General features: G+C 59.7%; 9 protein-coding genes. 3 read left to right on the top strand and 6 right to left on the bottom strand.

Annotated elements, in window-relative coordinates:
* Positions 1 to 81 precede the first annotated feature (81 nt).
* From rpsO to C4J89_RS22480, 3 genes are all read left to right on the top strand, one after another.
* Entirely contained in the window at positions 82 to 351 is a 270-nt protein-coding gene (gene rpsO, locus C4J89_RS22490; RefSeq protein ID WP_003176135.1) for a 30S ribosomal protein S15, read from the top strand.
* A gap of 194 nt (positions 352 to 545) precedes the next feature.
* The gene (pnp, locus tag C4J89_RS22485; protein WP_124364435.1) at positions 546 to 2,651 is read left to right on the top strand and encodes a polyribonucleotide nucleotidyltransferase; all 2,106 of its coding nucleotides are present in this window, start codon (positions 546 to 548) and stop codon (positions 2,649 to 2,651) included.
* A 296-nt stretch (positions 2,652 to 2,947) separates the two neighbouring features.
* Complete coding sequence (locus tag C4J89_RS22480; RefSeq protein ID WP_124364434.1) at positions 2,948 to 3,568, top strand: BON domain-containing protein; 621 nt, start codon at positions 2,948 to 2,950, stop codon at positions 3,566 to 3,568.
* Positions 3,569 to 3,863: 295 nt separating this feature from the next.
* Here C4J89_RS22480 and C4J89_RS22475 read toward each other — a convergent pair whose 3' ends face one another.
* From C4J89_RS22475 to panB, 6 genes are all read right to left on the bottom strand, one after another.
* Positions 3,864 to 6,797, bottom strand: coding sequence for a DUF748 domain-containing protein (locus C4J89_RS22475; protein ID WP_124415614.1), 2,934 nt, complete (start codon positions 6,795 to 6,797; stop codon positions 3,864 to 3,866).
* Between the two features lie 87 nt (positions 6,798 to 6,884).
* On the bottom strand, positions 6,885 to 7,901 hold the full coding sequence (locus C4J89_RS22470; protein ID WP_124415613.1) for a class I SAM-dependent rRNA methyltransferase: 1,017 nt from the start codon (positions 7,899 to 7,901) through the stop codon (positions 6,885 to 6,887).
* A gap of 125 nt (positions 7,902 to 8,026) precedes the next feature.
* On the bottom strand, positions 8,027 to 9,964 hold the full coding sequence (gene acs, locus C4J89_RS22465) for an acetate--CoA ligase (RefSeq protein WP_124415612.1): 1,938 nt from the start codon (positions 9,962 to 9,964) through the stop codon (positions 8,027 to 8,029).
* A gap of 104 nt (positions 9,965 to 10,068) precedes the next feature.
* The gene (gene pgi, locus C4J89_RS22460) at positions 10,069 to 11,733 is read right to left on the bottom strand and encodes a glucose-6-phosphate isomerase (protein WP_124415611.1); all 1,665 of its coding nucleotides are present in this window, start codon (positions 11,731 to 11,733) and stop codon (positions 10,069 to 10,071) included.
* A gap of 226 nt (positions 11,734 to 11,959) precedes the next feature.
* Positions 11,960 to 12,811 (bottom strand): pantoate--beta-alanine ligase, encoded by an 852-nt coding sequence (gene panC / locus C4J89_RS22455; RefSeq protein ID WP_124364429.1) that lies wholly within the window; start codon positions 12,809 to 12,811, stop codon positions 11,960 to 11,962.
* Positions 12,808 to 13,608 carry a 3-methyl-2-oxobutanoate hydroxymethyltransferase gene (gene panB, locus C4J89_RS22450; RefSeq protein WP_124364428.1) on the bottom strand — a complete coding sequence of 267 codons (801 nt, stop codon included), beginning with the start codon at positions 13,606 to 13,608 and terminating at the stop codon, positions 12,808 to 12,810. Before panB ends, panC begins: the two co-directional genes overlap by 4 nt.
* Between the last annotated feature and the right edge of the window lie 210 nt (positions 13,609 to 13,818).

The following is a 13,818-nucleotide window of genomic DNA, read 5'->3' as shown; positions in this document are numbered from 1 at the left end:
TCTCATTTATAGATACGAGGGTATGCCCTCGGCCTATTGAGATCATCCTTTGGATGGTTTCCTGAAAAAAAGGACTGCCTCATGGCTCTCGACGTTCAAGAAAAAGCACAAATCGTAGCTGACTATCAGCAAGCTGTTGGTGACACTGGTTCGCCAGAAGTGCAAGTTGCACTGCTGACCCACAACATCAACAAACTGCAAGGTCACTTCAAGGCCAACGGTAAAGATCACCACTCCCGTCGTGGTCTGATCCGCATGGTAAACCAGCGCCGTAAGCTGCTGGACTACCTGAAAGGCAAGGATCTGGGTCGTTATCAGGCTCTGATCGGTCGCCTGGGTCTGCGTCGCTAATCAGCGATTGCGCTAGAGGTTGGTTGTCTGCCGTGTGTCAGTGGGATTCCCGCTGGCCCATGGCAGGCTCCCAGCCTCAAGTTTTATCTGGATACACGTTTTACCCTGGACAAGGGTTGGGCCGATTCCCGACATTGCCCAAGAATTTCGCAAGAAAACAAGTTCCCCAAGAGCCACAAAGAAGGTAGGACACCGTGAACCCGGTTATCAAAAAATTCCAGTTCGGTCAGTCGACCGTTACCCTCGAGACAGGCCGTATCGCCCGTCAAGCCTCCGGCGCAGTGCTGGTTACCGTTGACGACGACGTTACCGTACTGGTGACCGTGGTTGGCGCCAAGACCGCTGACCCGAGCAAAGGCTTTTTCCCTCTGTCCGTTCATTACCAGGAAAAGACTTACGCTGCCGGTAAGATCCCTGGCGGTTTCTTCAAGCGCGAAGGCCGTCCTTCCGAGAAAGAAACCCTGACTTCCCGACTGATCGACCGTCCGATCCGTCCGCTGTTCCCAGAAGGCTTCATGAACGAAGTGCAGGTTGTCTGCACCGTCGTTTCCACCAGCAAGAAAACCGATCCGGACATCGCTGCGATGATCGGTACTTCGGCTGCACTGGCCATCTCCGGCATTCCTTTCGATGGCCCGATCGGCGCCGCTCGCGTTGCGTTCCACGAAAGCACCGGCTACCTGCTGAACCCGACTTACGAGCAACAGAAAGCCTCGAGCCTGGACATGGTCGTTGCCGGTACCTCGGAAGCGGTATTGATGGTTGAATCGGAAGCCAAAGAGCTGACCGAAGACCAGATGCTGGGCGCCGTACTGTTTGCTCACGACGAGTTCCAGGTTGTGATCAACGCCGTTAAAGAACTGGCTGCCGAAGCTGCCAAGCCAACCTGGGCCTGGGCTCCACAGCCTGAAGCCACCGCACTGCTGGGCGCTATCCGCGCAGAGTTCGGCGCTGCCATCTCCGATGCCTACACCATCACCGTCAAGGCCGACCGTTACGCTCGCCTGGGCGAGTTGAAGGACCAGGTCGTGGCCAAGCTGTCCGGTGAAGAAGGCCAGCCTTCCGCCAGCGAAGTCAAAGCAGCCTTCGGCGAAATCGAATACCGCACCGTTCGCGAAAACATCGTGAACGGCAAACCGCGTATCGACGGTCGCGACACCCGCACCGTACGCCCGTTGAACATTGAAGTCGGCGTTTTGCCGAAGACTCACGGTTCGGCGCTGTTCACCCGTGGTGAAACCCAGGCCCTGGTAGTCGCGACGCTGGGCACCGCCCGTGACGCACAGCTGCTGGACACCCTGGAAGGCGAGAAAAAAGACCCGTTCATGCTGCACTACAACTTCCCTCCGTTCTCGGTGGGCGAGTGTGGTCGCATGGGTGGTGCTGGCCGTCGCGAAATCGGTCACGGCCGTCTGGCCCGTCGTTCGGTCCAGGCCATGCTGCCGGCTGCTGACGTGTTCCCGTACACCATTCGTGTTGTATCGGAAATCACCGAGTCCAACGGTTCCAGTTCCATGGCTTCCGTTTGCGGTGCTTCGCTGGCATTGATGGACGCCGGTGTGCCGATGAAGGCGCCGGTTGCCGGTATCGCCATGGGCCTGGTTAAAGAAGGCGAGAAGTTCGCCATCCTGACCGACATCCTGGGCGACGAAGACCACCTGGGCGACATGGACTTCAAGGTAGCGGGTACCGCCAAAGGCGTGACCGCGCTGCAGATGGACATCAAGATCAAGGGCATCACCGAAGAGATCATGGAAATCGCCCTGGGCCAAGCCCTGGAAGCGCGCCTGAACATCCTCGGCCAGATGAACCAGATCATTGGTCAGTCGCGTACCGAGCTGTCGGAAAATGCTCCGACCATGATCGCGATGAAAATCGACACCGACAAAATCCGTGATGTCATCGGTAAAGGCGGCGCGACGATCCGTGCGATCTGTGAAGAGACCAAGGCCTCGATCGATATCGAAGACGACGGTTCGATCAAGATCTTCGGCGAAACCAAGGAAGCGGCTGAAGCTGCCCGTCAGCGCGTCCTGGGCATCACCGCTGAAGCCGAAATCGGCAAGATCTACGTCGGTAAGGTTGAGCGCATCGTCGACTTCGGTGCCTTCGTCAACATCCTGCCAGGCAAAGACGGTCTGGTGCACATCTCCATGCTGAGCGACGCTCGCGTTGAGAAAGTGACCGACATTCTGAAAGAAGGCCAGGAAGTGGAAGTGTTGGTACTGGACGTGGACAACCGCGGCCGTATCAAACTGTCCATCAAGGACGTAGCAGCAGCCAAGGCTTCGGGCGTTTAATTACCCGCAAGCTTCACGCTGAAAGAAAGGACTCTACGGAGTCCTTTTTTTATGCGTGCGAGAAAGTGAAGCGGAATCAGCTGTTTAGCCCCTCCCAAAAGCCGCAACTTGCATGCAGGCACGATGACCTTCATGCAAGTTGCACGATTACGAAAATCAGATGTTTTTTTAACTTGTTGTTTTATAAAGAGTTTTAGCTGTGTGGCGACTTGGCACACTGCCTGCACTAACCCTAGTAGCGCTGCAGCACCAAGATTTATGTACTGCAGTCTTTTAATAAAACAGGAGTTACTCGTATGAAGAAGTTCGCTCTCGCTACTGCTACCGCTCTGACTCTGGCCATGGGTGCTAACGTAGCCTTTGCTCAGACTTCCCAAGCCCCGATGACCTTGGCGGCAGGTGAAGTGACCAAAGCCAAAGAGTCTACCTCGGACACTTGGATCACCACTAAAGTCAAAGCTGACCTGCTGACTGAGAAAGGCATCCCAGGTTCGGACATCAAGGTTGAAACCAACAAAGGCGTGGTTTCCCTGTCCTCCGACGTAGCTATCTCTGACTCGCAGAAAGCGACTGCCGTAGCGATCACCAAGAAAATCAAAGGTGTGACCGCTGTTTCTGCTGATGGCCTGCTGGCTGGCGGCGCTACCAAGGCTGACGGCATCGACAAAACCAAAGGTGCAGCGGCTGACGCCAAAGGCGCCACCAGCGACACTTGGATCACCACCAAAGTGAAAGCTGACCTGGTTACCGAGAAAGGTATTCCTGGCACCGACATCAAGGTTGAAACCAACAAAGGCGTTGTGTCCCTGTCTTCCCCTACCGCAGTGACCGCCGCGCAGAAAGAAACGGCTGTTGCGATCACCAAGAAAATCAAAGGCGTTAAAGCTGTATCGGCCGATGGCCTGAAAGCAGAGTAACGCTGCAGGTTTCGTCTGAACTGGATGGCGGCGGCGTAGGGTGAGTCAGATATCCACCCCATGCACCTCTGGAGTTCATGCGACCGACCACACGGATGTGGTCATTACAGGCCCCGGCACTCTGTGTCGGGGCCTGTTCTATTTGGTGCGCAATAATTTGCCGGCCAGACGAGGATTAAAAAATGTGGGAGGGGGCTTGCTCCCGATAGCGGTAGGTCAGTCAATGATATGTCGACTGTTACACCGCAATCGGGAGCAAGCCCCCTCCCACATCTTGTTTTAGGTGAGCTTAGGGTTACTCAGCATCCAGGTGCATCGGCGTAACGACCCGGCCATCCTTCTCGGCCTGCCCCAACTGCGCATCAATGAAGTACACGCGGTCGTCTTCCAGCTGCGCCTTATCCACCAGATAGTCCTTGATGGTACTGGCGCGGTCCTGGCCCAGTTGGCGCAGCAGCACGTCACTGCCACTCCAGAACTTGATCACGCCGTCCTTGAGCCTGGCTGTGCGCTCATCGTTACCCAGGTCTTTCCATTCGGCCGGCGGTTGCTGTTTCAGGCGGGTACGGTAAATGCCTTCCAGCAAAGGCGGCTTTTCCTTCTCCGGCACCACAAGCAATGACGCCTGGGCCGGGACTTTATCGCCGCGACGCTGCAGGATTTTGTAGTAGTTGTACTGGTACTCACGCTCCAGCCGTTGTGCGGCCAGCAACGGGCCGTCACTGCTGGCCGCTGCGGTCCCTTCGATTTCCAGGCGCAGGGCAGGGCGTTCCTTGAGTGCCTTGGCCAGCGTGTTGAGGGCGCCTTCGGCGTCTTTATTCAATTCACTGGAGCCAGCGGCGAACGACACATTACCCAGGTCTTCCGAGCCCCCGCCGGTAACCAGCCCGCCAATGAACTTGAAGGGTGCCGTCGCTGCGCGCACCACGAGGTTACGCAGGGTTTGCCACACAATCGGCATCACGCTGAATTGTGGGTTGTTCAAGTCACCGGTGACTGGCAGTTCGATGGAGATCTTGCCGTCGCTGTCCTTGAGCAGGGCAATTGCCAGGCGAATCGGCAAGTCCACGGCATCGGCGCTGTCGACCTTCTCACCCAGTTGCAGCTGCTCGACCACCACCTTGTTCTCGGCCTTCAACTGGCCTTTGGTGATCATGTAATGCAAGTCCAGGTTCAGGCGACCTTTGCGGATTCGAAAGCCCGCGAATTTGCCCGAGTACGGCGTCAGGGTAGTCAACTCGACGCGTTTGAAGCTGGTTGCGATGTCCAGCGCCGCCATCGGGTCAAACGGGTTCACGCTGCCCTTGATGGTCACTGGCGCATAACGGTCTACCTTGCCCTTGATGTCGACGCTGGCCGGCTTGGCCTGGCGACTGTCAATGGTGCCGATCTGGCCGTTGAGTTGTTGAATCGCGGTGGCGAAGTTGGGCGTGAGGCTGAAGTCGGCGAAATTGGCCGAGCCGTCGTTGATCGCAATCTGGCCGATGCGGATGCCCAGTGGCTTGTCTTTGCTTGATGCCGACTTGGCCGCTGGCTTGGTACTGCTGTCGGCCGGCTGTGGAATCAGCAGGTCGTCAATGTTGGTGGTGCGGTCATCGTTGATCATGAAGCGCGCATAGGGCTGCAGCAGGTTGACCTTGTCGATCGTCAGGCTGTCGCCATGCTGGTAGTTGACGCCTTCCAGCACCAGCCGCTGCCATTTGAGGAAGTCGCGGGACTTGAGGGTGTCGAGGGTGTGCAGCTGATCTATCTGCGCCCGGCCGGTGACCTGGAGGGCCAGCGGCTCGGTGCTTTTCAGGTTCACGTCCAGGTTGCTGCCGAGCATGCCGCTGCGCAGCTCCAGGCGGATGAACGGGCTGATGTAGGCTTGGGCGACGCGCAGGTCGATGTCTTGGGTGTTCACCTTCAGCTTGGCGCTGACCGGGTTCAGGTTGACCTCGCCGGTTGCCTGAATCTTGCCCTGCTTGCCCAAGCCGGTGTCGACCTTCAAGGTAAAAGGGCTCTGGTTGAGGCTGTCGAAGTTCTGCACGTCGACGTTCAACGGGCCCAGCTCCAGTGCTACCGCAGGGTTGGCCTGACGGTCAGCCAAGTGCACCTGGTAATTGCGCAGTTGCACATCCTTGAGCAGCACTTGCCAGGGTTTGTTCGGCGCCGCCGGTGGCGCTTCAGGCGCATCGGCCGTGGCTGGCGCGGAGGCGGGCTCCGGGGGTTTGGCCGGTTTTGCGGGTTGGCTGGCGAACAGCTTTTGCCAATCCAGTTGCCCATCGGCTTCGCGGGCAGCCCAGGTTTCCAGCTTGTTGCTGCGGATCTTGCCGATCACCACCTTCTGTTTGGCCAGGTCCACCGTGGTCTCGCTGACGTCCAGGCGTTCCAGGCGTGCCAAGGGTCGGCCATCCGGCGCCTTGATCGCAAAGGGCGCGATGCTGGCGGCGGTGTTGGTCAGGTTCAGTTCGGTCTCTTTGGCCAGGCTGAATTTATAGTCGGTGCTGAAATTGAGCACACCGTCCTCGAGCACCAGCGGCAACGCATCGCGCACGTACGGCCACCAGGCTTTCATCTTGCCGTCGGTGACTTTCAGCGAGCCTTCGGAGGTGATCGGTACCAGGCTGAAGTTGCCTTTCCAGTCGATCTGCCCACCCTCGGGGCCGGCGGCCACCAGGGTCATGTCGGCGTTATCTTCCGGCAAGGTGCTGAGGTTTTTCAGCTCGAAGTCGAGTGTGTCGTAGAGAAATTCGATGGGTTCGCTGGGTCGCAGATCCTGGAAGTGCACATAACCGCGGGCCAGCTTGATGCTGTCGATACGCAGCGGGAAAGGCTTGGCATCGGGGTCGGCGGGGGTTGGTTCGCTCGGCGGCAACTTGAACAACTGCGCCAGGTTCAGTTGACCGGACTTGTCGAAGAGCAGTTCGGTCTTGGGCTGATCGAGTTGCACATCGGCCAGGTGCAGGGCGCGGGTCCAGAGGCTGTCGATCTGCAGGTTGGCGTAGAGGCGCTCGAAACCCAGCTGTTCCTTGCCCGGTTCACCAACTTTCAGGCCCCATAGCGTCAGCTCCAGGCTGAACGGGTTGAGCTCGATACGCTCGATACGCGCCGGTACCGTCGCGTAATCGGCCAACTGTTGGTTGGCAATGCGAAGGGCAATGCCGGGCAGAATCAGGAAGCCCAGCAAGCTGTACAACGCAAGGGCGGTCAACAAGGCGCCTAGGGCGCGGATCAATCCTTTGGGCATGGGTGACGCCATCTATGTCGAACGAGAGTGCCTTGGAGTATGGCACGGGATTTCGGTTCCGAAGAACCGCAGGGCTTGGGAAACTTCCTACAATTGCAGGATCAGGGTCTTCAGCGGAGGTTGCTGATCTTTCGACGGAAAGTCGGCTCCCGGCGCCATGGCCTGCCAATCGCGTACAGGGCGTCCGGCTTTTTCCGCGCAACGCAGCACCTGTTCGCGCCAGTCCTCCATGCTCACTTTCGCCAGGTTGTTGCAGCAAATGAGCACACCATTATCGGCGGTGGCTAACAATGCCGGCTTGAGCAGGCTTTGGTAGTCGCGCAACAGGTCGACGGTGCCGAACGCGCTTTTGGCCCAGGCGGGGGGATCGAGTAGCACCAGGTCATACTGGCGCTGTTCCAGGCGCGGATAGCTCGGCAGTTTCTGGCCACGGCGCTGGGTGATCGCAAGGCCGGCCAGTTGGCGAATGGCCGGGAAATAATCGGACTGCACGAATTCCATCGTCGGCACATGCGGGTTAAGCAGGCCGTTCTCGCGCCCTACGGCCAGGTTGCCCTCGGCAAAGTCCAGGTTGCAGACCTCGCGTGCGCCACCGGCAGCGGCGCTCAAGCCGACGCCGCAGGTGTAGGCGAACAGGTTGAGCACGCTTTTACCGGCGCTGTGGTCCTTGACCCAGCCGCGAGTGTTGCGCAGGTCGAGAAACAGCAGCGGGTCCTGCCCGGCATGCCGTCCACGCACACGGTAGTTCAGCCCCCATTCGTGTCCGATCAGGTCTTCCAGTGCGGCAGGTTCGGCGCGGTATACCGCGTCTTCACGGTCGATGCGCGAATTGCCCCGGGAGCGGTCGTTGTATACCAGCAGCAACTCCAGGCCCATGTAGTGGTTGATCAGTTGGTGCAGGTCCAACAGCTCAGCGCTCTGCAGGGATTGGTGGAAGCTTTGCACCAACAATTGCGGACCGTAGCGGTCGATTGTCAGGCCGCCGGCGCCTTCCTGGCTGCCATGGAACAAGCGGTAGCAATCGGTACCTTGGGCATGCAGTTCACTGATCAGGTCTTGGCGATGATCGAGAGCGGCGCGCAGCGCCTGGTTCAAGGGAGTCATGGAGCGCGCCTTGCTTGCGGGTAAGTGAGTACAAAGGGGGCGCGCAGTTTAACAGCCCCGGCCTGAACAGGCCGGGGGTTATTTCGAGGCTATCGGTTCAGGTGTTGCTATCCGTTCAAGCGTTGCTATCGGTTCAGGCGTGCGTTGATCAGGCCATCCACCACGCTAGGGTCGGCCAGCGTCGAGGTATCGCCCAGGCTGTCCAGCTCGTTGCAGGCAATCTTGCGCAAAATCCTGCGCATGATCTTGCCGGAGCGGGTTTTTGGCAGGGCGGGCGCCCATTGGATCAGTTCCGGCTTGGCGAAGCTGCCGATTTCCTTGCTGACCAACTCCAGCAGGTGCTTTTTCAGCGCGTCGCTGGGTTCGACGCCATTCATTGGGGTGACGAACGCATAAATGCCCTGGCCTTTGACGTCGTGGGGGTAGCCGACCACCGCGGCCTCGGCGACCAGGTCATGCAGCACCAGGGCGCTTTCGACTTCGGCGGTCCCGATGCGATGGCCTGATACGTTGATAACATCGTCGATTCGCCCGGTGATCCAGTAATCGCCCTGATCATCGCGCCGCGCGCCGTCGCCGGTGAAGTAGTAACCGGGGTAGGGTTTGAAGTAGGTGTCGAGCATGCGCTGCGGATCGCCATAGACGCTGCGAATCTGCCCCGGCCAGCTGGCTTTGATCGCGAGCACGCCACTGCCGGCACCGCTGATTTCCTTGCCTTGTTCATCCAGCAGCACCGGTTGCACGCCGAACATCGGCTGGGTGGCACAACCTGGCTTGATAAGCTGGGCGCTGGCCAGCGGGCTGAGCATGATGCCGCCGGTTTCGGTCTGCCACCAGGTATCGACAATCGGGCAGCGCTGTTCGCCGACGGCGTTGAAGTACCAGTCCCAGGCTTCCGGGTTGATCGGCTCACCGACGCTGCCCAGCAGGCGCAAGCTGGCGCGGGAAGTGCTTTGCAGCGGGCCGTGGCCTTCACGCATCAGGGCGCGCAATGCGGTCGGCGCGGTGTAGAAAATATTCACCTGGTGTTTGTCGATGACCTGCCAGAAGCGCGAGCTGTCCGGGTAGCTTGGCACACCTTCGAACATCAACGACGTAGCGCCATTGGCCAGGGGGCCATAGACGATGTAGCTGTGGCCGGTAACCCAGCCCACGTCGGCGGTGCACCAGAACACTTCGCCCTCGCGGTAGTCCAGTACGTACTTGAAGGTCATCGCCACGTGCAGCAGATAGCCGCCGGTGCTGTGCAAGACGCCCTTGGGTTTGCCTGTGCTGCCGGAGGTATAAAGGATGAACAGCGGGGCCTCGGCATCCATCGGCTCGGGCGGGCAATCGTCGCTCGCGGCCTCCACGGCCTGTTGATACTTGAGGTCGCGGCCTTCGTTCCAGTTCACGCTTGCGCCGGTGCGCTGGACCACCAGGACGGTGCTGACGTTCGGGCAACTGGCCAGTGCTTTATCCACGTTGTGTTTCAGCGCGACCGGCTTGCCGCCGCGTACGCCTTCATCGGCGGTGATCACCGTGCGACAGTCGGCATCCAGTATGCGGTCGCGCAGGGCGTCCGGTGAAAACCCGCCAAACACCACCGAGTGCACCGCGCCAATGCGTGTGCAGGCCAGCATGGCGTAGGCCGCTTCCGGGATCATTGGCATATAAATGCACACCCGGTCGCCTTTGCTTATGCCACGGCTCTTCAGCACGTTGGCCAGGCGGCTGACGTTTTGATGAAGTTGGCGGTAAGTAATGGTGCAAGATTTTGTCGGATCATCGCCTTCCCAGATGAAGGCCGGCTGATCGGCACGCTGGGGCAAGTGACGGTCGATGCAGTTGTAGCTGACGTTCAGTTGGCCGCCGGCAAACCATTGCGCAGCACCGGTGTTGATGTCGGCGCTATGGACGGTGTGCCACGGAGTTATCCAATCGAGAAAGGCCTTGGCCTGGTCGGCCCAGAAGGTGTCCGGCTGTTCGATGGATTGGCGATAGAGGCGCTGATAGTCCTCTTGACTGAGTTGCGCAGCCCGGCGGACGGCATCGGCGCGGGGGAATTGGCTGATATCGAACATGAGCGCTCCTTATTCTTGTTTTGCGACAAGTCATAAAGATGCACCCTGAGGTGAGAGGGTTCAAGGCCAATGTCCAAACGGACATTGGCCTTGCAGTCGCCGGATCAGCCGCGGTGACGGCCGCGGAAGTAGTTGATCAGGCCCTGGGTCGAAGCATCCTCGGCCGAGGTTTCTTCGGCGCCGGTCAGGCGGTTGTAGACGCCTTTGCCCAGCTCTTTACCCAACTCGACACCCCATTGGTCGAAGGCGTTGATGCCCCAGATCACGCTCTGGACGAACACCTTGTGCTCGTACATGGCAACCAGCGCGCCGAGGCGACGGGGGCTGATGCGTTCAACCACGATGGTGTTGCTCGGGCGGTTGCCCGGGATCACCTTGTGCGGCGCCAGTTTCTGCACTTCAGCTTCGGGGATGCCTTTTTCGCGCAGCTCGGCTTCGGCTTCGGCGCGGGTCTTGCCAAGCATCAATGCCTGGCTCTGGGACAGGCAGTTGGCGTAGAGCCACTGATGGTGGTCGGAGACCGGGTTGAAACTCACGATCGGCACGATGAAGTCAGCCGGGATCAGTTGGGTGCCTTGGTGCAGCAACTGGTGATAAGCGTGTTGCCCGTTGCAGCCCACGCCGCCCCAGATGACCGGGCCAGTATCGGTGGCGACCGGCGTGCCGTCCTGGCGCACGCTCTTGCCATTGGATTCCATGTCCAACTGCTGCAAATGCTTGGTGATGTTACGCAGGTAGTGGTCGTACGGCAGGATCGCATGGCTCTGCGAACCCCAGAAATTGCCGTACCACACGCCCAGCAAGCCCAGCAACACCGGCATGTTGTCTTCGAACGGCGCGTTCTGGAAATGCTGGTCCATGGTGTAGGCACCGGACAGCAGTTCCTTGAAGTTGGACATGCCGATCGCCAAGGCAATGGGCAAGCCGATCGCGGACCACAGCGAGTAACGACCGCCGACCCAGTCCCACATCGGGAAGATGTTTTCTTCGCGGATACCGAACGCCACGGCCGCTGCGTTGTTGCTCGACACGGCGATGAAGTGGCGGTACAGCTCGGCTTCCGAGCCGCCCTGCGCCAAGTACCAGGCGCGGGCGGCCTGGGCATTCTTCAGGGTTTCGAGGGTGTTGAAGGACTTGGACGAGACGATAAACAGCGTGGTCTCGGCGCGCAGCTTCATGGTCAGCTCGTGAAACTCGCTGCCGTCGATGTTCGCCAGGTAATGACAGCGCACGCCTTTGTGGGCGTAGGACAGCAGCGCTTCGGAGACCAGCTCCGGGCCGAGGAACGAACCACCGATGCCGATGTTCACCACGTCGGTGATCGGCTTCTCGGTGTAGCCACGCCACAGGCCGTCGTGGATGCGGCCAACCAGGTCAGTGATCTGGTTCAGCACTTTGTGCACGTCCGGCATGATGTTCACGCCGTTGACCGACAACTTGTCGCCTACCGGACGGCGCAGGGCGGTGTGCAATGCTGGGCGGCCTTCGGAGGAGTTGACCGGCTCGCCGGCATACAGCGAGTTGATCGCGTCTTTAAGGCCGACTTCGTTGGCCAGGCCCACCAGCAGGTCGCGGGTTTCGCCGGTGATCAGGTTTTTCGAGTAATCGAGGAAAAGCCCGCAGCTGCTCAGGGTGAATTCTGAAAAACGCTGGGGGTCGGCATTGAAGGCCTCGCGCATGCTGAAATCCTGCATGGCTTGGCGATGTTGATTGAGCGCTTGCCAGGCGGGCAGCGCGGTAACGTCATGAGGGGTGCGGTAGTACGCCATCGCTGCGGGTTTCCTTTTTATTACAGGGACTGCCTTTTAGGACACTTCAAAATCCGGAACATCCAGTCTTTTAACTGGCCACGGGTTCCGGACAGCGCTAACCATACGCGCAGGGCGATTACATTAAACCTAGCGTGTCGATATGTCTTGGCTTTGTCTGCGCTGTAGCCGGTACTTTTTTATACCGGCACAGCGATCAGGGCAATCGGCGGGCTGTTGGCAGGGGTCAGTCGAGGGTCAGATGCAGGTTGTCGATCAGGCGAGTCGCGCCCAGATAGGCCGCAACCAGAATCACAATGTCCCGATCCTCAGGCGTGGCCGGCCGCAGGTGCACGCCTTGGCGCACTTCCAGGTAGTCCATGCGCAAACCTGCGGCTTCGATCTGCTGGATGTGCTCGGCGCGCAGCCTGGCAAAATCACGCTCACCGCTTTTGATGGCGGCGGCAATCTGGCTGAGGCTGCGGTACAGCACCGGTGCAATCGCGCGTTGCTCTTCGGTGAGGTAGCCATTGCGCGATGACAGCGCCAGGCCATCGGCTGCGCGGACGGTCGGCTCTCCGATGATCTGGATCGGCATGTTCAGGTCATGCACCATGGCACGGATCACCGCCAGTTGCTGATAGTCCTTCTGGCCAAATACGGCCATGTCCGGCTGGACCATATTGAACAGCTTGCTGACCACTGTGGCGACACCTTCGAAATGCCCTGGACGGCTGGCCCCACACAGTCCTTCGGACAGCAGCGGCACGCTGACGCGGGTCTGGCCGGTCATGCCGCCGGGGTACATTTCCTCCACCGTTGGCGCGAACAGCAGGTTGCAACCGGCTTGCAGCAGCCGTTCCTGATCGGCGGCGAGGGTGCGCGGGTATTTGTCGAGGTCTTCGCCGGCGCCGAATTGCAGCGGGTTGACGAAAATGCTCGTCACCACGAAATCCGATTGCTGCGCAGCTTTGCTCACCAGGGTCGCGTGGCCACTGTGCAGGTTGCCCATGGTCGGCACGAAGCCGATGCGCTTGCCGGCGTTGCGCGCGTGGGTCACGGCGGCGCGCAGTTCGCGCAGGGTTTTAACGGTGTTCATGCAGAGAATCCGTGTTCGGCGCCAGGGAAGGTCACGGCCTTGACTTCGCTGACATAAGCGCTCAGTGCGGCGTGAATGCTGGGCTGGCCGGCCATGAAGTTTTTCACGAACTTGGGCACGTGGCCGCTGATCGACAGGCCGAGCATGTCGTGCAGCACCAGCACCTGGCCATCGGTGGCGGAGCCAGCCCCGATGCCGATCACCGGTACTTTGACGGCCTGGGTGATTTCGGCGGCCAGTTCACTGGGCACGCACTCCAGCAGAATCATCGCGACGCCGGCTTGTTCCAGGGCGATGGCATCGGCGCGCATCTGGCGTGCCTGGGCTTCATTGCGGCCCTGGACCTTGTAGCCGCCCAGGAGGTTGACCGACTGGGGCGTCAGGCCCATGTGCGCGCAGACCGGTACGCCGCGCTCAGCCAGCAGCCGGATCGACTCGGCGAGCCATACGGCACCTTCGACCTTGATCATGTGCGCACCCGCCTGCATCAGTTTGCCGGCGTTCTGGAAGGTCTGTTCGAGCGTGGCATACCCCATGAATGGCAGGTCGGCGATGATGAACGCACCGTCATTGCCACGCTTGACGCTGGCGGTGTGGTACGCAAGTTCATCGGTGGTGACGGGGAGCGTGCTGTCATGCCCTTGCAGAACCATGCCCAGGGAGTCGCCTACCAGCAACACCTCGACCCCGGCCTGGCAACAGGCGTGGGCGAAGGTCGCGTCGTAGCAGGTCAGCATGGTGATTTTTTCACCCTTGAGCTTGAGGCTCTGCAAGGTGGTCAGGGTAATGTCTGGCATGAAAAGGGTCCTCGTTCAGGCGCTTGGAAACAGCGAGTAACGCGCGTGAGTCTTCGTTTATACAGGCGCACCGTCTTGATAGCAGTGCTTATATGGCCTGGATTGCGCCCTTCAGCGCCGGGTTGGCGGCGGCGGGACGCCTATAGTCGTGAGGAGGACACGGGAAGTCAATTGGATGTGTTACCGCCTTGTTACGATGGCGGTGTTACC

Source organism: Pseudomonas sp. R4-35-07, from assembly GCF_003852235.1.
Taxonomy (GTDB): domain Bacteria; phylum Pseudomonadota; class Gammaproteobacteria; order Pseudomonadales; family Pseudomonadaceae; genus Aquipseudomonas.
Note: the sequence above shows the minus strand (reverse complement) of the source record. Positions and strands in the feature narration are given on the sequence as shown.

What these genes read in the sequence shown, in the direction of transcription:
- pgi (WP_124415611.1), bottom strand. Translation starts at nt 11,733, where the DNA reads ATGGCGTACTACCGCACCCCTCATGACGTTACCGCGCTGCCCGCCTGG.
- panC (WP_124364429.1), bottom strand. Translation starts at nt 12,811, where the DNA reads ATGAACACCGTTAAAACCCTGCGCGAACTGCGCGCCGCCGTGACCCAC.
- acs (WP_124415612.1), bottom strand. Translation starts at nt 9,964, where the DNA reads ATGTTCGATATCAGCCAATTCCCCCGCGCCGATGCCGTCCGCCGGGCT.
- panB (WP_124364428.1), bottom strand. Translation starts at nt 13,608, where the DNA reads ATGCCAGACATTACCCTGACCACCTTGCAGAGCCTCAAGCTCAAGGGT.
- rpsO (WP_003176135.1), top strand. Translation starts at nt 82, where the DNA reads ATGGCTCTCGACGTTCAAGAAAAAGCACAAATCGTAGCTGACTATCAG.
- C4J89_RS22470 (WP_124415613.1), bottom strand. Translation starts at nt 7,901, where the DNA reads ATGACTCCCTTGAACCAGGCGCTGCGCGCCGCTCTCGATCATCGCCAA.
- C4J89_RS22480 (WP_124364434.1), top strand. Translation starts at nt 2,948, where the DNA reads ATGAAGAAGTTCGCTCTCGCTACTGCTACCGCTCTGACTCTGGCCATG.
- C4J89_RS22475 (WP_124415614.1), bottom strand. Translation starts at nt 6,797, where the DNA reads ATGCCCAAAGGATTGATCCGCGCCCTAGGCGCCTTGTTGACCGCCCTT.